This window comes from Polaribacter sp. IC066, from assembly GCF_007997085.1.
Taxonomy (GTDB): Bacteria; Bacteroidota; Bacteroidia; order Flavobacteriales; family Flavobacteriaceae; genus Polaribacter.
Window position 1 is genome coordinate 35,597 of the sequence record NZ_VORR01000030.1, and the last position, 17,942, is coordinate 53,538.

The following is a 17,942-nucleotide window of genomic DNA, read 5'->3' on the forward strand; positions in this document are numbered from 1 at the left end:
TAAAAAGACAACTTACTTAAACTAAAAAGTTAGATCCTAGTTTAAATAATAAGCATCAAGTTAATTCTTGATGCTTTTTTATATATTTCCAATTAAAAAAAATTTATGGATGCTTATTTTATTGCTACAGTTTTAATTTTCTTATCTGCAATTTTCGGGTATATTAACGTACGGTTTTTAAAAATGCCCAATACAATTGGGTTAATGATTATTACCATCATCTTTACCCTAATTGTTTTGCTCATAAGTGTGGTCGATTCTACATTGTTAGATCTCGAAAAATCTATTATTTCGAGCATCGATTTTAAAACGGTGTTATTAGACGAAATGTTAAGTTTCTTATTATTTGCAGGTGCCTTACATACTAACTTCGAGCAATTAAAAATTCAACGTTGGCCCATTCTTTTATTTTCTACATTAGGGGTTTTAACGTCTACTTTTTTAGTTGGTATTGCCATGTTCTTTATTTTTCAGGTTTTAAATTTTGAGATCGATTTCATTTATTGTCTTTTGTTTGGGGCATTAATTTCGCCTACAGACCCAATTGCAGTTTTAGGAATTTTAAAGAAAGCAGAAGTTCCTAAAAAGTTAGAGACCAAAATTGTTGGCGAATCTTTGTTTAACGATGGAGTAGGAGTTGTTGTGTTTTTAACGATTTTTCAAATGGCAAATTTAGGCGCAGAAAACACAAGCGCTACCGACATCCTTCAATTATTTGGACAAGAAGTTTTAGGTGGTATTGCTTTAGGTGGTGTTTTAGGCTGGGTTTCTTATAAATTAATGCGTTCTATTGATGATTATGATATTGAAGTGATTATTACTTTAGCGGCTGTAATGGGCGGAACAGTCATCGCTCATAAATTGCATTTATCTGCGCCATTGGCCATGGTTACAGCAGGTTTAATTGTTGGTAATGATACTGTTAGAAATGCATCCATGTCTGAAATTACAGAAAAGTATGTAGATAAATTTTGGGAATTGATAGATATTCTTTTAAACGCAGTTTTATTCGTTTTAATTGGTATGGAAATGTTGCTATTAGTTTTTGAAGGAAAATATATTGTTGCGGGTCTAATCGCAATTCCTGTGGTATTAGCTTGTAGATATATTTCATTATTCCTTCCTATTAATTTATTTAAAAAGAAATTAGACTTTGTTCCTAAAACAAATTTAATTATGACTTGGGGAGGATTACGAGGTGGCATTTCTATTGCCTTGGCCTTGGGATTGTCTACAGAAATGCACCGTGATTTATTTCTTGTAATTACTTATATTGTGGTTGTTTTTTCTATTATTGTACAAGGATTAACCGTTGGTAAATTAGTGCAAAAGCTAAAAAAAATCTTGTAATAAAGTTAAAATTTATAACGATGCATGCGTAAATTATTTTTTTTTGGTTTATTAGTAAAACCTTGATTATACTATTTTTTTGATAAGAACGAAGTAAGCTTAATTTAAATGCAGTGGTTCATACTATTTGGAATAATACGATTATTGTTATACGTTCTTTAATGTAGTTCGATGTTTTTCTAGTTTTCTAAAAGTAGCTTTCAGACCTCAAAGGTTTCAAAGACCTTTGAGGTCTCGTTAAATATGCTACTTAAATTGACCTAAAAATTACAGTTTGTAGAAAACCTTCTTAATCTGTATTGTTTTTTTTAAAATCGCTCATAATTTCCCTATTTTATTTACCAATCTAAATCAAAATATAAAAGAAATATTTTGTGGTGTATCCATTCAAATTTTAACTCAATAGCAAATTAATGCTCGTTTTTTGCTCGGTTGATACTATTTTCTGGAAGTGATTTTTTGGCTTTAGCGCCCATCTTTTTTAATTTTTCTACGCTACTAATTAAGTTGCCTCTACCATCAAAAAGCTTATTCATAGCATTTGAATATTCTTTTTTACTATCATCAATGCGCTTTCCAATGCCCACTAAATCTTTTAAAAGACCATCAAACTTATCGTATAGTGCTCCTGCTTGTTTTGCAATTTCTAAAGCATTTCTTTGTTGTTTTTCATTATTCCACATAGAATCTATAGTTCGTAAAGTTGCTAATAATGTAGAAGGTGTCACAATAATAATATTTTTTTCAAATGCTTTGTTATATAAATACGTATCTGCATTTAAAGCGACTGCAAATGCAGGCTCAATCGGAATAAAAAGGAGTACAAAATCTGGTGATTCTATTTGATAAATATCTTCATATTTTTTTTCTGATAATTGCTCAATATGACGCTTTAAAGAAGCAACGTGTTCTTTTAAAAATTGTTCTTTTAAAAGAACATCATCTTCATTTATAAAGCGTTCGTATGCTGTTAAAGAAACTTTAGAATCTACAATCATTTTTTTATTATCTGGTAAGTGAATCACCACATCTGGCAGTACTCTTTTACCTTCTTCTGTGGTAAAGCTTTGTTGCACATAATACTCTCTATCTTTCTCTAAACCAGATTTTTCTAAAACACGTTCTAACACTAGTTCGCCCCAATTTCCTTGCATTTTACTATCGCCTTTTAAAGCTTTTGTTAAATTTAAAGTGTCTTTACTCATTTGCTGATTTAATTCTTTTAAGCCCAAAATTTGCTGACGTAAAGCGGCATGATAATCGATACTTTCTTTATGAGTTTTATCCACCTTATCTTCAAAAACTTTTATTTTTTCTTGCAGCGGATTTAAAATGATTTTTAAATTTTCTTTGTTTTGTAGCGTGAATTTATTCGATTTTTCTTCTAAAATTTTATTGGCTAGATTCTCAAATTCTACTGTAAATTTATCTTGCAATTTTTCTACCTCACTTTGATGTTCCGTTAATTTTAATTGCAAATTCTGTATTTCTGAATCTTGGCGAGTGTTTAACGTTATTAATGTTTCTTTTTCTAGTTGATTTTTCTTGATATCTTTTTGAAGTTCGATAAAATTATCTTCTACCATGTCTTTAGATTGTTGCAGCAAAGTAACCCGTTCTTCTAAAGTAGATTTTTCTTTTTCGATGCTCGTTCTTTGTTTTTCGAAATTTAGTTTAGAAAGTAATTTTCCTATAAAAAAACCTATGAAACTAAAAATTAGGGCTATTAATAAATACGTTATGAGTTCTGTCATGGTATCAGTTTTTAATAGCGTAAAAGTAAGTAATTAATGTAGCTTTATTGATTTTTAGTCTTTACCATGACATATAAAGTTGATGCAATTTAAAGGACATTCTTTAAAATATTTAGATGCTATTTATTACATAAAAGAACCATTTTTAAGTTCTTCCGCTTTTAACAGTAAATTGCAATTCAATTTTTATTCAATATCTATTTAAATGCTTAATTTTGTTGACGAATTCAAAAATCAAAATGAAAAAAGTAGCAAGTTTTATATTCTTTACACTATTAGGGTGGAGATTAGATGGAGATTTCTCTAAAGAAGTAAAAAAGTATGTGGTAATCGCTGCGCCACACACAAGCTGGTTAGATTTTCCTATTAGCATTTTAGCGAGAATGAGTTCTGGAATTATGATAAATTTTGTTGGAAAAAAGTCACTTTTTACATGGCCTTTTGGTTACTTTTTTAGACTTCTAGGGGGCACACCAGTAGATAGAAGTCAGAGTAATAATTTGGTAGATGCCATTATAGAAATCTTTCATAAAAAAGAAGTTTTTAGGTTAGCATTGTCTCCAGAAGGAACTCGTAAAAAGGTAAATACATGGAAAACCGGATTTTATTATATTGCTAAAGGCGCAAATGTGCCCATTGTAATGGCGACGTTAGATTTTGAAAATAAAAAGCTAAAAATTTCTGAACCGTATTATACAACAAACGATCTAAACAAGGATTTTGAGTTTTTTAAGGCTTTTTACTCTAATGTAAAAGGGAAAAACCCTGAACTTTCATAAAATATTTTAATAGTTTTTTATTTGTATTACAGAATCTCCAAGAAGTAATTCTTGGAGATTTTTTTATGCATATTTTTCTGAAACTTTTTGTGCTATTCCTACAATCACTTCTGTAGCTTTTATCATCGATTCTACGGGTACATATTCAAAACGTCCATGAAAATTATGGCCCCCTGCAAAAATATTAGGACAAGGCAACCCTTTGTAAGAAAGTTGAGAACCGTCTGTACCGCCTCTAATCGGCTTTATTAAGGGTGATAAACCCATATCTTTCATAACTTCTTCGGCAATATTTACAATATGCATTACAGGAGTTATTTTTTCTTTCATATTAAAATATTGATTTTTAATCTCAACATGCACTAAATTTTGCTCTAAACGTTCATTAAAATCAAACGCTATTTTTTGCATCAAATATTTTCTTTGTTCAAAAAGATCTAAATCGTGATCTCTAATAATATACTCTAAAACAGTTTCTTCTACATTGCCCTTCATATCATGTAAATGAAAAAAACCTTCATAGCCTGTAGTTTTTTCAGGAACTTCATCCGCAGGTACTGCGGCAATAAAGTCATTGCCAATTAACATAGAATTAATCATTTTTCCTTTTGCATAACCCGGATGTACAATTTTACCTGAAATGGTTATTTTTGCAGAAGCTGCATTAAAGTTTTCAAATTCTAATTCGCCAATTTGGCTTCCATCCATGGTGTATGCCCACTCTGCACCAAACTTTTCTACATCAAACAGATGAGCACCTTTGCCTACTTCTTCGTCTGGCGTAAAGCAGATTCTTATTTTGCCATGCTTAATTTCTGGATGTTTAATTAAATATTCCATCGCAGAAACAATTTCTGTAATTCCGGCTTTATCATCAGCACCTAAAAGCGTAGTACCATCTGTTGTAATGATCGTCTGACCTTTGTATTGCAATAAATCATCAAAATAATCTGGAGATAAAATAATGTTTTTTTCCTTATTTAAAATGATGTCTTTGCCATCATAATTTTCTATAATTTGGGGTTTTACGTTTGCTCCTGTAAAATCTGGACTTGTATCTATATGAGAAATAAAGCCAATTGTAGGCACTTGATAGGTTAAATTACTGGGTAAAGTAGCCATGAGATAACAGTTCTCATCTAATACTACCTCTTGCATCCCTATTTCATTGAGCTCCTTTTCTAACACTTTGGCTAAATTCCATTGTTTTGCAGTACTTGGAAACGCCGGGTTGTTAGGGTCGGATTCTGTATCAATGGTTACATATTTTATAAAGCGACTTATAATGTGTTGTTTATGAATCATTATTCTTGATTTAATTTGATGTTTTCTAGAAGTGAAAATGCGCTACAAAAACGGTTGTTAATATGTATATCCCCATAAATTTCGGTTTTTGCTAACATAGAATTTTCTTCATTTATCTGTATAAAGATAGTACATATTTGATAAGAGAATTTTCCTTTTTTGCCTCTATATATCATATAAATAGATGGCTTTTCTAGAAATATAAATTCTTTTGTTTTTATTTTAATGAGGTTGTTAACGAGATTTTCTTGCTCTTGTTTTAATAAAAATGATTCGTCTAAATTTATTTTTTGGTTGATAAAAGTAACGTCTAACAAGATGGTTTCGGTAAGTTGTTTTGTCGTATCTGCAGCAAAAATAGAAGATTGAATTTCATCTTGATATAAATTAATTTTCCAGTTTTTCGGAAAATCTACAGAGAATAAATTCTTTACATCTTCTACCTTTTCTAAATTTTTAAATTCAGTTGTTTCACAATTAAGATGCTTGCTAATGCCTGTTTTTTTGTTGCACGAAAAAAATAGGAGTAAAGCGATAAAAATAAAACCATATTTCATGATTCTTACAAATGTTTAAAGTGCTTTTGGTAAGTGTTTTAGCTTTCTTTAGAACCTAAATATTCTGAAATTATTTTAGAATTAATTTGCCCATTTTTTGTTGACCGCCTAACCAGGCTGTGTTTTTATCTACAAACTGAATAGCGTAATAACGATCTTTAGAAACTTCTTTCCAAGAAATACCGCCATCATTAGAAAAGGAAACACCTGTAAATCCAACAGCAAAAATTTCTTTTCCACCAGTATTAGGCACATACTGCACACAACTTTTAAAATTAGGATTTTGTTGATCGGCTATTAAAGTCCATGTTTTACCACCATCTTTCGTAATTGCTTTATTTGCTTTGTTTTCTAATGGTTTTGTATAATCGCCACCAATTATAATTCCGTTATTTTCATCAGCAAAATCAATCGAGTAAATTCCTTGAGGCCCATTCCCATGAATAATTGGGGTTTCATAAATTTGCCAAGTTTTGCCAAAATCTTCCGACTTTAAAATACGTGCTTTTTTACCACCAGAAGCAATCCAAGCAGTACTTCCCATGGTTTTAATATTGGTATTACTCGCCGCAAAAAAGGCTTCACCTTCCGTTATTTCTGGTAAATTATCACAGGTTATTTTATTCCAAGTTTCTCCACCGTCTTCTGTAATAAGAATAGAAGCACAATTTTCTGTTGGATCTCCAACGGCAATTCCGTGTAAAGTATCATCAAAAAACGTAAGCGAATCGTAAAAAACTTTATCATTTTCTTCTAGATACTGCAAAGTTGCTACTCCTTTAGATATTTTATATAACAGCGCAGGATTTTCTATAGATAAAGCAAAATAATCTGAACCATTAAAGGCTAAACTTCTAAAATGAGGAATAATGGAGTCTTTGTATCTAATATCTGTTTTAGTCCACGATGTACCGCCGTCTAAAGTACCCCCAACATCACCATTAGAACCCGCATAATAAACTACTTTAGAGTCAATTGCTTTAATTGCTCTAATGCTTGAGTTTTCGATGTCAAACTTTTTAATAGTAATACTTTCTATAGTTCTGGCTAGTTCTTTTTTTGTACAAGAGATAATTAAAAGGAAAGCTACAATTAGTACCGATATTCTTTTCATTTTTAATATTTTTATAGAACTAAAGTAAACAAATTATAACAGATCATGAAAAAAGCCTTGGTAATTTCTGGTGGTGGAAGTAAAGGAGCCTTTGCCGGCGGAGTTGCTCAATACCTTATGGAAAAAGAAAATAGAAGTTACGACTTGTTTATTGGCACTTCTACGGGGAGTTTAATGGTTTCTCATTTAGCGTTGGGTATGTTAGACGAGCTAAAGGAAGTGTATACAAACGTAAATCAAGAAACTATTTTTAGCAACAGTCCTTTTATTGTAAAAGTTGTTGCTGGCGAAAAAGTGGTGAGTATTAATCATTTAAATACACTTTGGAATTTAATAAACGGAAGAAAAACTTTTGGCGAAAGTAAAAATCTTCGAAATTTGATTAAGAATAAAATCACCAAAAAAATGTTTGATGACATTAAAAAAAGTGGTAAAGAAGTTGTGGTAACTGTTTCTAATTTAACTGCCAATCAAATTGAATATAAATCTAGTAATGAGTGCACCTATGAAGATTTTTGTGATTGGATTTGGGGTTCTTGTAACTACGTGCCATTTATGAGCCTGTTAGAAAAAAATCACTGTCATTATGCAGACGGCGGTTTTGGCTCTTTAGTGCCAATAAGAGAAGCTATTTTAAGAGGAGCCAAAGAGATTGATGCAATTATTTTAGAAACAGAAGTAACACAAATTAATAAGATTCCTTCTAAAAATCCGTTTTCACTTCTTTTTGATGTGTTCGATTTTATGCTAGCACATGTAGAAAGGCATAATATTACAATTGGTAAACTAGCGGCAACTAATAAAAATGTAAAGCTGAATTTATATTATACACCGACTGTTTTAACCACAAATTCGCTAGTTTTTGATGAAACATTAATGCGTAAATGGTGGAAATCTGGTTTTAAATACGCAAAATCTAAACGCGAGGAGTTAATGAGCGAGTTTAGACCTGATATTTTAACAGATAAAGAAATTGAAGAAGGCATTGATGATGTAGATAACTTAAAAATTTAGACACAATTTTAATTTGTAAATCTGCAAAAAAAAACAGGCTAACTCTTAGTAAAACTAGGTGCAAAAAAATAAAGTATGAATTTCGGACGCATAGACAATCCTGAACAAATCGATTTTACTTTAGCAAAAACACATCCTGAAACGGTACGAATTTTAGCAACGTTCAAAAAAACAGACAAACCTTCTTTTTTTGTGGGTTGTGCAAGCTGGAATAAAGCGAATCTAAAAGGGTTTTATCCGAAAAGAACAAAAGATGAGCTAGAGTATTATGCCAAACAGTTTAATTCTATAGAATTAAATGCTACTTTTTATAGAAATTTCGATGCACAACAATTTGAAAAGTGGAAGGCAAAAACGCCTAGTACCTTTAAATTTTTTCCTAAATTAGGTCAAGAAATTAGTCATTTTAAACGGTTAAACGGCTTAGAAGAAGTGGTAAATTCTTACATTAATAATTTTAGCACACTTCAAGAAAAATTAGGAACCATATTCTTACAATTACCTGCTAATTTTAGTCCTAAAAACTTTGATTTTTTGCAAAATTTTGTAGAAAATTGGCCTAAAGATTTGCCTTTAGCTATTGAAGTTCGTCATAAAGATTGGTTTGAAGATGCAACAGTTTTTAAGAATTTTGCGCATTTATTAGAAGAAAATAATATTGCAAATGTTTTAGTTGATGCCGCTGGTAGAAGAGATATGATGCACATGCGTTTAACAAATAATGAAGTTTTTATACGATTTGTGGGTGCAAACCATCCTGTAGATTATGATCGGTTAGATAGTTGGGTGCAAAAATTAAAAGAATGGCAAGCTGCCGGCTTACAAAATATTCACTTTTTTATTCATCAAAATTTACAAGAAGAAGTGCCATTATTAGCCACTTATTTTATCAAAGAAATAAATTCCGAATTTGGTTTAGCCTTAAAAATTCCGAATAAGAATAATGATACAACGCCCGATGTACAGATGAGTTTGTTTTAACATATAGCAGTCCGTTTTTAAAACTGTTTCAAAGCATTAAATGTAAGTTTTTATATAAGAGCTATTGAACTAAATTCACTTTGTCTGTTTGTCTCTTTTTACAAGGCTTACAATAGGCTCAAGTCTAAAACTATTTATCCTAATAATTGAAACTTAAACTGCGCTGAACCATACATTTGCTAATAAAAATCATTATTAAATATTATTCTTTTTCGATAAAAGACTCAAGATTGCTGCTCTTTTAGACTCAAGAACCCAGACTTAATCCTAACTATTTGACAAACAAACATAACTTGAAATAAAATTGTCTCCTTTATTTTTATGAAATTATTTTCAAAAAGCAAGGTGTCATTTAAAAAATTCGCGAGATCTATTATTTTAAGAGAGTTTATCAAACTAAAAAGATTTTTAATCGGACACTAATAATTAACTATTCAGAAATAACACTGCCATTATTTTAAATAATTATTTTTTTATATCAACAAACATATTATCACTTGCGGGTGTTGCTAATTTAGAACTGTATATTTCTTCAAAATCGTAGCTATTTTTTTTAGAAAAAATAGTTTTAGCGCCCGTAGCAATATAATCTAAAGTAGCGCTTAATAAAGGATCAGAGCGTTCGCCAAGAACCCCCAAATTCCCATAAGATTCGCCCAACTCAATACCCGGAAAATTGGCACTTGCTGGTATAATTCCGTTCGGATAATTTACATTGTCTTTATTACTTATCTCAAACACTAAAGGTTGCATGGCATATCGATGATTTGGGTTTAGATTATTGCCAGATCTTTGTAAATCATCTGAATCATATAAGGTAATAGAACCCACTTGTTTTCCTCTTGTTGTTTTACCAACAACGCGCACGTTAATATGCGAACTTAAAGAATTAATTACTAATTCTGATGCTGAAGCAGAGCCATTACTCACAATAAAGTAAACTTTATTTAACCCCAAACTATGAATGCTTTCTTGTAAAACAACGGTGCCATTTGCATCTATATTTCTAATTTGATTTGTAAAATTGTTAATAAATCGATCTGCTGGTAAAGCATTTCTTACTTTATCATTCCAAACTTCTTGAGAGTATAATTGCCCAGTAAACTGCCCCGTAACCATACTTCCTAAATAGGTGGCAGTGGTTGATGAGCCTCCTGGATTATATCTTAAATCGATAATCAATTGATCTACATTTTCAGCTTTAAAATTTGCAAAAACAGCATTTAATTGGCCATCATAATTTTTTGCAAACTGGTTGTAAAGTAAATAGCCTGTTTTTTGATTTCCTTCGGTGATTACTTTTGAGACCGCTATTGGGTTTTCTTGAATTTCAGTTTTTAATAGCGATGTTGAATTTGTGTTAGCAGTAGGGTTGCCATCATTAAAATCAGCAAAACCCACAGTGTAATTTGTATTGTTGCCAAAAAGTAACCCATTAAAATTAGTTTCAGTTAATTGAGCCCCATCAATTGTATTAAAAATTGCACCTCTTTCAATTCTTTTATCGGCGGCATCAGAATTCGCAACAACATAGCGCACATATCCAAAAACGTCACTAGAACCATTTTTATACCGTACCAAACCAAACTCCATTCCGTTGCTTAAATTAATTCCCTGAAAAGAATTCTCTAAAGCAATATAATCTTCAACAATCCAAGAAAAACGATCTTCTGGTCTTTTTAACAAACTTTCGAAAACATCTTGGGGCGATGAATATCCTCTAAAATAGGTATATAAATCATCGAAACCAGAAAACCTATCATCTACTAAATCAGGTACTTCTTTTTGCCATAAATAGTAATTTGTTAAACCTTTCCATATAAAATAATTTATATCGTCATTGCTTGTTGGTTCTATGGTAGATTTTTCACTTTTTTCACAAGAAATAAGGAATATCGTTGCTATTAAAAGAAGCGTAATTTTTTTCATTCTAGTTTGTGTTTGGTAAATCTTGTTCTATAAATACGCCGGTATCTCGAGATCTTTGCAAGTTTATACTATGATATAGATATTCAAAATTATTAGGATTACAATTGGTATTAGAAATTGCCGTTCCGGTTGCAATATAGGCTAAAACACTGTTTAGAATAGGATCTGAATCTTCTCCTAAAACACCTAAATTTAAAGCGTCCTCATTTGCACACAGACTTAAATTAGGCGAAAATCCGTTTTCATAGGTTTGGTCGTCTTTATTTAAGAAACTTAACACAACAGGCTTTAAAGCTACCGAATGAGTTTCCTTTTTTAACGGAAAATTATAATCTTCAGAATTGTATAAAGTGATAGCTCCTGTGTTATTTCCTGCGGTTTGATTGCCAATAACGTGCACATTTATATATGGTTTTAAGCTATTGATAAGTAATTCTACAGCAGAAGAACCCGTAAAATTATTGCCATTTAAAACAAGGTAAATATCTGTTAAATTAAGGCTATTAATGGTTGTGTTTTCATTTAATTTCTCTGGAAACTTTGTTAAAATAGCATCTGGTTGATACGCTATAAACCAAGGTTGCGCCTTTGCATTCCACTCTTCTTTGATAAAAACTTCATCTTCAAATTGCCCCGTTATCATACTTGCAATTTGTGCAATATTTTCAGCAAAACTTCCTCCACCAATATTATACCTAACATCTAAAATTAACTCATTAACAGCTTCATTTTTAAGTTCTAAAAAGGTATTATTCAAATCATTTATATAATTGGTAGAAAAATCGTTATTGTACATGATGTAGCCAATTTTATCAGCATTTTTTACCATTGTTTTTGTAAAATTAACAGCTTCATAATTGTATTGCTTCTTTACTAACGCCACTTTTTTACCAGTTAAAGTAATATCGATACCATCATAATCTACCATAACTAGCTTTAACGTATCTTGTGTATAATTTACAAGTAAATCGATGTAATTGTCTCTCTGTAAACGGATTGTATCATTAGCAGTGTTTACAATAGCATAAAAATAATCGCCTCTAGAAATTGGTTCATTAGCGGCGTAAGAAAGAGGTAAAATATCTAACGCATAGCCAATAAGAGTGTCTGAATCTTGTTCTTGAAAAACACCAAACTCTAAACCATTTGTAAAGTCAGTTCTTAATGCTGGTGGTGCAATTGTATTAAAATCTTCTACTAATAAAGACTTTACATCCGAAGGAATTAACAAATTAGAGAACAGAGAATTATAATTAGGAAACGTATTTAAAAAGGTATTTAATTGCTGGTCAGAGCTAAAGCGTCTGTCAGACAAATCTTCAATTTTATCTTGATGCAAATAATATGCATTTAAACCTTTCCAAACAAAGTCTTGTACCACTAAATCTTGCGGAATTTCATATTCTTTAGAACAACTTACAAACGCTGCGATAAAGAGAGAAAGGTAAATAACTTTAAAAAAAATCTTCATGTAAAAAAGTCTTTTGATTGTAGTAAATTTAACGCAATTTAAACATATTTAGTACGTGTTAAAAATTAACATGTAACAAATTAAATTATAGTTCGTCTTAAATATGTAAACCTACTAGTATCAATTTTAAAAAAGTAGATAAACAACAACAATAAATGAATGAATCAGACTTTTTAAAAGTTGTTTTACCCTTTAAAGATAAGGTCTTTAGATTGGCAAAAAGATTGCTAGTTTCTAGAGAAGAAGCAGAAGATGCTACCCAAGAACTTATTTTTAAATTGTGGAAAAATAAAGAGAAAATAGCTGATTATAAAAACGTTGAAGCCTTTGCCATGACCATGACAAAAAATTACTGTTATGATCGCTTAAAAAGTAAACAAGCAAGTAATTTAACATTAGTTCATAGTAATTATAAAGAAAAAGAAACGTCTTTAGATAAGAAACTAGAATATCAAGACAGCGTAAACCAAGTGCATGTATTGATAGAAAAATTACCCGAACAACAAAAAATTATTATTCAGTTAAGAGATATTGAACAATATGATTTTGAGGAAATCTGTAAAATGGTTGATATGAAACCAACTGCAGTAAGGGTTGCATTATCTAGAGCAAGAAAAACAATAAGAGAAGAATTAACTAAAAAACACAACTATGGAGTTAGCTAACATAGAAAAATTAGTAGAAAAATACGAAAATGCAGAAACTACGCTGCAAGAAGAGGCAACCCTAAAAAACTATTTTACAAAAGAGGACGTTGCACCACACTTGCAAGAGTACATGTATTTATTTTCTTATTTTGAGCTTGCAAAAGATGAAACTTACACAAAAACCGTTAAGTTAAAACCTACGAAATCTAAAACTAGAAACTTAAAATGGCTCTCTGTAGCAGCAGCAGTAGCACTTTTGATTAGTGTCTTTATTGGCAAACATCAATATGATGAACATCAACAAAGAAAAAAAGCAGCACTAATTTATGCGCAAGTAAGTAAAGGGTTAAAGTTGTTGTCTACAAACCTAAAAAAAGGAGAACAAGCAGTTGCCACTTTATATGCATACCAAAGCAAAGCAAATAAAGCATTAAAATAAAACCAAGTAAAAAATTATTGAAACCAAGTAAACACAGATAGTATGAAAAAAATAATCTTATTAATAGCGTTTATGGTAGCACCAATGTTCACCAGCGCACAGTCTATTTTCGACACTTTAGAAGATATGGATGGCGTAGATATGGTCATTGTAACCAAAGACGCTTTTGAATTGCTAAACAAGTTTAAAACAAAAAGCGCAGACGTAAAAGCGAATGAAGTAATGCAGGCTTTTGAAATGATTAACGATTTAAGTGAATTTAAAATGTTTTCTACAAGTAATTTAGAAATTGCTTCTAAAATGGAAAAAATGGTAAATTCTGCTATTAAGAAAGCTAATTTAACGCAGTTAATGCGAATAAAAGATGATAATTCGCGTATTAAAATTTATGTAAAAGCCACTAAAAACAAAGATTACGTGAGTGAAGTTTTAATGTTTGTAAAAGGGATTGACAAGCAAACAAAAGGAATGTCTGAAGCAATAGTGATGTCTTTAACAGGTAATATAGACATTAACAAAATGTCTGATTTTACCGATAAAATTGTGAGAGAAAACAAGTAAATCAACCAAGATTAAAAGTCAGGTTTTTATAGATCTGACTTTTTATCATAAAAACTGATATAATGAAAAAATTAACCACCTTATTTTCGCTAGTATTTTTAGTTCTTTTTGCAAGTTCTTGTAAAAATGAAAAATCTTTACAATCCTATTTAGTAGATGCAAGCGGCAAAAAAGGTTTCTTTACAGGAGACTTGCCCGTAAGTTCTGTTTTAAGTGCAAAAGCAGCTGTTTCTGATGAAGTAAAAGAAACGATACAAAGTATTAAGAAAATAAATGTTGTTTTTTTAAAAAAGACAGCAGAAAACAATGTGGCGTACGAAACTGAAAAAGCAACGTTAAAAAATATCTTTAAAGATAATGATGATTATAAAGCCTTAATGTCTATGAGGGCAAAAGGTATGAATGTAAAAATTTATTATGCAGGAGAGACAGAATCTATAGATGAAGTAATTGCTTTTGGCTACAGCAAGGATGTTGGCGTTGGTATTGCAAGATTATTAGGAGAAAACATGAATCCTGCAAAAATTATGGAAGTGATGAATAGCATGCAAATGGACGCAGATAATGATTCTTTAAAGAATTTTGCCAAAATGTTTCAATAGTAAACCGTATAAACGCATTTTAAAAGCTGTAATTTCTTTAGAGATTGCAGCTTTTTTATGCTGTTTTGGTATGCTTTTTGAATTTAACGACCAATTAACAGCTTCTATCAGCTTATTTACTATTTTTGAAGCTCGAAGAAAATGATATTTATGAAGTTTCAGAAAATCGTATTGCTAGTTTTTATGGTTTGGTCAACTATTGGTTTTGCTCAAATTCAGGCAAATTATAGACCCGAAAGAGAAAAAATACATGATTTAGTACACACAAAATTAAAAGTCGATTTTAATTTTAAAGAAAAAACAATGAATGGGGAAGCTTGGGTTACAGCAAAACCTCATTTTTATAGCACTGATAAAATTACGTTAGATGCAAAATCGATGATTATTGAGGACGTTTCTATGAATACTAAAAAGTTAGTATATGCGTATGACGATTATGATTTAAGTATCGACTTACCAAAAACCTATAAAAAAGATGAAGAATTTACCATCTACATTAAATATATTGCAAGACCAGAAAAAGTAAAAGATAAAGGCAGTTTAGCGATTACAGATGCAAAAGGGCTTTATTTTATAAATGCCGATGGTGCCGATAAAAATAAACCAACGCAAATCTGGACGCAAGGTGAAACCGAAGCAAACAGTGCTTGGTTTCCTACCATAGATGCTCCGAATCAAAAAACATCACAAGAAATATATATTACAGTTCCTAATCAATACAAAACACTTTCTAACGGAAGTTTAATCTCGCAAACATCCAACGGAAATAACAGAACTGATTATTGGAAATTTGATCAAAAACATGCTCCTTATTTAGCTTTTATGGCGGTTGGCGAATTTGAAATTATTAAGGACTCTTACAAAAACATTCCTGTAAATTATTATGTAGAGAAGGAATATGCACCCTACGCTAAGGATATTTTTGGATTAACGCCAGAGATGATTGGTTTCTTTTCTGATAAGTTGGGTGTTGAGTATCCATGGGAAAAATATAGTCAAATTGTAGTAAGAGATTATGTTTCTGGCGCTATGGAAAATACCACAGCTGTTGTTCATGGAGAACAAGCTTATCAAAAACCAGGACAGTTAATCGATGAAAATGTGCAAGAAAATACCATTGCTCATGAAGTTTTTCATCATTGGTTTGGTAATTTGGTAACTTCAGAGAGTTGGTCTAATCTTACCTTAAACGAATCTTTTGCCAATTATAGCGAGTATTTATGGCAGGCTTACAAACACGGAAAAGTAGCTGCAGAAATGCATTATTTTGAGCAAGTAAAGGCGTATAAAAACGGGCAAAATGAAAACAAAAGTTTAGTTCGTTATAGATATGACGATAAAGAAGATATGTTTGATTTAGTTAGCTACAATAAAGGTGGCGCTATCTTACACATGTTGCGTAATTATTTAGGTGATGAGGCTTTTTTCTTGGGATTAAAACAGTATTTAACCAAATATAAATACCAGGCCGCTGAAGTGCACGAATTGCGTTTGGTTTTCGAAGAATTAACGGGTAAAGATTTAAATTGGTTCTTTAACCAATGGTATTTTGGGGCAAATCATCCCAAAATAGAAATTTCTTATGATTACAATACGTTGCAAAAAACAGTCACTGTAAATATGATTCAATTGCAAGGAGAAACCTTTAAGTTTCCTTTTGCCATTGATGTTTTTGAAGGCAACAACAAAACAAGACACAACGTTTTTGTAGATGGTAATGATGCTTCTTTTACCTTTCCTTATGACAAACAGCCTAATTTAATTCAGGTAAATGCAGATAATACTTTAGTGTGTACGATCTATGAAAATAAAGTGTTCAGCGATTATATGTTTCAATTAAAACATGCCGATAATTATGCACATAGAAGAGAAGCTTTATTAGAAGTTGTTCAAAAACAAGATGATAAAGATGCTTTTAACGCAGTGGTTGCTGCTTTAAGTGATCCTTCATTTAAAATTAGACAGTTAGCGTTGCAACAAATAGATTTGATTAATAAGTTTTCTAAAAAAGATGCGATTAAAAAAATTATGCAAATGGCAAATAGTGATGCAAAAACAATTGTGCAAGCAGAGGCTTTAAATACATTAGGGAAATTAACAGACCCTGAATTACAACCGATTTTTACAAAAGCATTAGAAAGTAAATCGTATTCTGTTTTAGGAAAAGCACTTGTTTCTCTTTATTATATTGATAAACCAACGGCCATTAAAAAATCTAAAGAATTGCCAGATGAAGTGCGTAAAATATTAGCAACACCTTTAACTAGAATTTTTATTGAAGAAAATGACGCATCTGAGTTGCCTTTTATAGCAAAAACTGTTATTTCTGGTATGTTTTTAACCAATGACGACAGTACAAAAGTGTTATATCAAAAAGCATTTACACAAATTTCTGAAAGCAATAATACAGAAGCTATCCAGAATGTGGTAGATGATATGATTTTAAAAGGAAAACAGTTTAAGGGTTTTAACTTCGATAAAGTAGTTATTAATTTAATGCGAGATATGATTAATGATCAAAAGAAAGTAGACAAACCAAACAGAGAAAGAAACATAGAAATTATTAAAACGGCTATGGCGAAGTTGTTGTAAATGTTTTAATTCTTTTTATCTATAAATTTTTGACTTATTTTGATTGGTTTTTATCTAATCTATGGCAGCATTTACAATAATTACGCTTGTTTTAACGGTATTTAGAAAGTGTTATACATAAGATTGTAGTCTGTTTTTAGGATTATCTACTTATTTACACCTACTTTCACAAAACAAGCAACCGTTAAAAACCAAATAATGAAAACACAATTACACGTTATTCTTACACTTTTAATTTTCTCTTTTTTTATTCCAAAATCAATTTTAAGAGCGCAAACTTTGCCAAGTAGTGTGGTTATGAAAGACATTGATGGAGGCACTTTTACAATGGGAAGTAATAATTTAACCGGCAATCCAGATCAAAAAGAAGCTGCTTCAGAGCACGAAGTAACATTAACTGCTATAAATCTCATCTTATGCTCATTTCAACTTGTATTTTAATTTTTTAATGTGAAAATATACGAAAACTTAACGTATAATTATGAATAACTTATTTTATCTTTAGGTTTAAATTAGCAACAATACTAACTTTATTATCAACTTATTGCCATGCTTTTAAGATAAATTAAACATAAACTTTATGAACTAAAAAAAGCCTTTTATTGTAATAAGACACTTTGAAAACGATTTACTAATCTCGCGCACAATTTAGATAAAAAGTGCTTTTAACTGCAAGGTTAGTAATCGTTTTTATATTTTATTCTAATGTATACTTTGTTTGTAACTATTCAGCCATTTCCGGTAGGAACGGATTTTTGCTAAAAGCAAGCTGAATATTTTCTAGTACTTTTTGTTTATTTTTTTTGAGCGTTGTAATATATCCTCTAATTCTAGCAAAATATTGTGC

Annotated in this window: 16 protein-coding genes; 10 read left to right on the forward strand and 6 right to left on the reverse strand. The window is 30.7% G+C overall.

Features of this window, described 5'->3' with window-relative positions:
• The first annotated feature begins 105 nt into the window (after positions 1-105).
• Entirely contained in the window at positions 106-1,350 is a 1,245-nt protein-coding gene (locus ES044_RS11215; RefSeq protein WP_147119353.1) for a cation:proton antiporter, read from the forward strand.
• A gap of 410 nt (positions 1,351-1,760) precedes the next feature.
• Here ES044_RS11215 and rmuC read toward each other — a convergent pair whose 3' ends face one another.
• On the reverse strand, positions 1,761-3,104 hold the full coding sequence (gene rmuC / locus ES044_RS11220; protein WP_147119354.1) for a DNA recombination protein RmuC: 1,344 nt from the start codon (positions 3,102-3,104) through the stop codon (positions 1,761-1,763).
• 239 nt (positions 3,105-3,343) lie between these two features.
• Here rmuC and ES044_RS11225 point away from each other — a divergent pair, with 239 nt between their 5' ends.
• Positions 3,344-3,883, forward strand: coding sequence for a 1-acyl-sn-glycerol-3-phosphate acyltransferase (locus ES044_RS11225; protein WP_147119355.1), 540 nt, complete (start codon positions 3,344-3,346; stop codon positions 3,881-3,883).
• 63 nt (positions 3,884-3,946) lie between these two features.
• Here the strand turns inward: ES044_RS11225 and pepT are convergent, their stop codons facing one another.
• The 3 genes from pepT to ES044_RS11240 form a co-directional block, all read right to left on the reverse strand.
• The gene (pepT, locus tag ES044_RS11230) at positions 3,947-5,188 is read right to left on the reverse strand and encodes a peptidase T (RefSeq protein WP_147119356.1); all 1,242 of its coding nucleotides are present in this window, start codon (positions 5,186-5,188) and stop codon (positions 3,947-3,949) included.
• Positions 5,188-5,745: a hypothetical protein gene (locus ES044_RS11235; RefSeq protein WP_147119357.1), complete on the reverse strand. Its 558-nt coding sequence runs from the start codon at positions 5,743-5,745 to the stop codon at positions 5,188-5,190. The genes pepT and ES044_RS11235 overlap by 1 nt, the downstream gene beginning before the upstream one ends.
• A gap of 70 nt (positions 5,746-5,815) precedes the next feature.
• Positions 5,816-6,859: an oxidoreductase gene (locus ES044_RS11240; protein WP_147119358.1), complete on the reverse strand. Its 1,044-nt coding sequence runs from the start codon at positions 6,857-6,859 to the stop codon at positions 5,816-5,818.
• A 45-nt stretch (positions 6,860-6,904) separates the two neighbouring features.
• On the opposite strand from ES044_RS11240, the gene ES044_RS11245 reads away from it, so the two are divergent.
• Both ES044_RS11245 and ES044_RS11250 read left to right on the forward strand, forming a co-directional pair.
• Positions 6,905-7,873, forward strand: a complete 969-nt coding sequence (locus ES044_RS11245) for a patatin family protein (protein ID WP_147119359.1) — start codon at positions 6,905-6,907, stop codon at positions 7,871-7,873.
• A gap of 75 nt (positions 7,874-7,948) precedes the next feature.
• On the forward strand, positions 7,949-8,854 hold the full coding sequence (locus ES044_RS11250) for a DUF72 domain-containing protein (protein WP_147119360.1): 906 nt from the start codon (positions 7,949-7,951) through the stop codon (positions 8,852-8,854).
• 465 nt (positions 8,855-9,319) lie between these two features.
• On the opposite strand, the gene ES044_RS11255 is transcribed toward ES044_RS11250, so the two are convergent.
• On the reverse strand, positions 9,320-10,783 hold the full coding sequence (locus ES044_RS11255) for a S41 family peptidase (protein ID WP_147119361.1): 1,464 nt from the start codon (positions 10,781-10,783) through the stop codon (positions 9,320-9,322).
• A gap of 1 nt (position 10,784) precedes the next feature.
• On the reverse strand, positions 10,785-12,254 hold the full coding sequence (locus ES044_RS11260; protein ID WP_147119362.1) for a S41 family peptidase: 1,470 nt from the start codon (positions 12,252-12,254) through the stop codon (positions 10,785-10,787).
• Between the two features lie 155 nt (positions 12,255-12,409).
• On the opposite strand from ES044_RS11260, the gene ES044_RS11265 reads away from it, so the two are divergent.
• The 6 genes from ES044_RS11265 (at position 12,410) to ES044_RS11290 (ending at position 17,536) form a co-directional block, all read left to right on the forward strand.
• Positions 12,410-12,919: an RNA polymerase sigma factor gene (locus ES044_RS11265; RefSeq protein ID WP_147119363.1), complete on the forward strand. Its 510-nt coding sequence runs from the start codon at positions 12,410-12,412 to the stop codon at positions 12,917-12,919.
• Entirely contained in the window at positions 12,906-13,340 is a 435-nt protein-coding gene (locus ES044_RS11270) for a hypothetical protein (protein WP_147119364.1), read from the forward strand. The genes ES044_RS11265 and ES044_RS11270 overlap by 14 nt, the downstream gene beginning before the upstream one ends.
• Before the next feature lie 42 nt (positions 13,341-13,382).
• On the forward strand, positions 13,383-13,901 hold the full coding sequence (locus ES044_RS11275) for a DUF4252 domain-containing protein (RefSeq protein WP_147119365.1): 519 nt from the start codon (positions 13,383-13,385) through the stop codon (positions 13,899-13,901).
• A gap of 62 nt (positions 13,902-13,963) precedes the next feature.
• Complete coding sequence (locus ES044_RS11280; protein WP_147119366.1) at positions 13,964-14,503, forward strand: DUF4252 domain-containing protein; 540 nt, start codon at positions 13,964-13,966, stop codon at positions 14,501-14,503.
• 150 nt (positions 14,504-14,653) lie between these two features.
• Positions 14,654-17,095 (forward strand): M1 family metallopeptidase, encoded by a 2,442-nt coding sequence (locus ES044_RS11285; RefSeq protein WP_147119367.1) that lies wholly within the window; start codon positions 14,654-14,656, stop codon positions 17,093-17,095.
• Between the two features lie 198 nt (positions 17,096-17,293).
• Complete coding sequence (locus ES044_RS11290) at positions 17,294-17,536, forward strand: hypothetical protein (RefSeq protein WP_147119368.1); 243 nt, start codon at positions 17,294-17,296, stop codon at positions 17,534-17,536.
• The last annotated feature ends 406 nt before the right edge of the window (positions 17,537-17,942 follow it).

Bases quoted from the DNA above. Each gene is read 5' to 3' on its own strand.
- ES044_RS11290 (WP_147119368.1), top strand. From the start codon at position 17,294: ATGAAAACACAATTACACGTTATTCTTACACTTTTAATTTTCTCTTTT.
- ES044_RS11250 (WP_147119360.1), top strand. From the start codon at position 7,949: ATGAATTTCGGACGCATAGACAATCCTGAACAAATCGATTTTACTTTA.
- ES044_RS11275 (WP_147119365.1), top strand. From the start codon at position 13,383: ATGAAAAAAATAATCTTATTAATAGCGTTTATGGTAGCACCAATGTTC.
- ES044_RS11240 (WP_147119358.1), bottom strand. From the start codon at position 6,859: ATGAAAAGAATATCGGTACTAATTGTAGCTTTCCTTTTAATTATCTCT.
- ES044_RS11225 (WP_147119355.1), top strand. From the start codon at position 3,344: ATGAAAAAAGTAGCAAGTTTTATATTCTTTACACTATTAGGGTGGAGA.
- ES044_RS11255 (WP_147119361.1), bottom strand. From the start codon at position 10,783: ATGAAAAAAATTACGCTTCTTTTAATAGCAACGATATTCCTTATTTCT.
- ES044_RS11280 (WP_147119366.1), top strand. From the start codon at position 13,964: ATGAAAAAATTAACCACCTTATTTTCGCTAGTATTTTTAGTTCTTTTT.
- pepT (WP_147119356.1), bottom strand. From the start codon at position 5,188: ATGATTCATAAACAACACATTATAAGTCGCTTTATAAAATATGTAACC.
- rmuC (WP_147119354.1), bottom strand. From the start codon at position 3,104: ATGACAGAACTCATAACGTATTTATTAATAGCCCTAATTTTTAGTTTC.
- ES044_RS11270 (WP_147119364.1), top strand. From the start codon at position 12,906: ATGGAGTTAGCTAACATAGAAAAATTAGTAGAAAAATACGAAAATGCA.
- ES044_RS11235 (WP_147119357.1), bottom strand. From the start codon at position 5,745: ATGAAATATGGTTTTATTTTTATCGCTTTACTCCTATTTTTTTCGTGC.
- ES044_RS11285 (WP_147119367.1), top strand. From the start codon at position 14,654: ATGAAGTTTCAGAAAATCGTATTGCTAGTTTTTATGGTTTGGTCAACT.
- ES044_RS11245 (WP_147119359.1), top strand. From the start codon at position 6,905: ATGAAAAAAGCCTTGGTAATTTCTGGTGGTGGAAGTAAAGGAGCCTTT.
- ES044_RS11215 (WP_147119353.1), top strand. From the start codon at position 106: ATGGATGCTTATTTTATTGCTACAGTTTTAATTTTCTTATCTGCAATT.
- ES044_RS11260 (WP_147119362.1), bottom strand. From the start codon at position 12,254: ATGAAGATTTTTTTTAAAGTTATTTACCTTTCTCTCTTTATCGCAGCG.
- ES044_RS11265 (WP_147119363.1), top strand. From the start codon at position 12,410: ATGAATGAATCAGACTTTTTAAAAGTTGTTTTACCCTTTAAAGATAAG.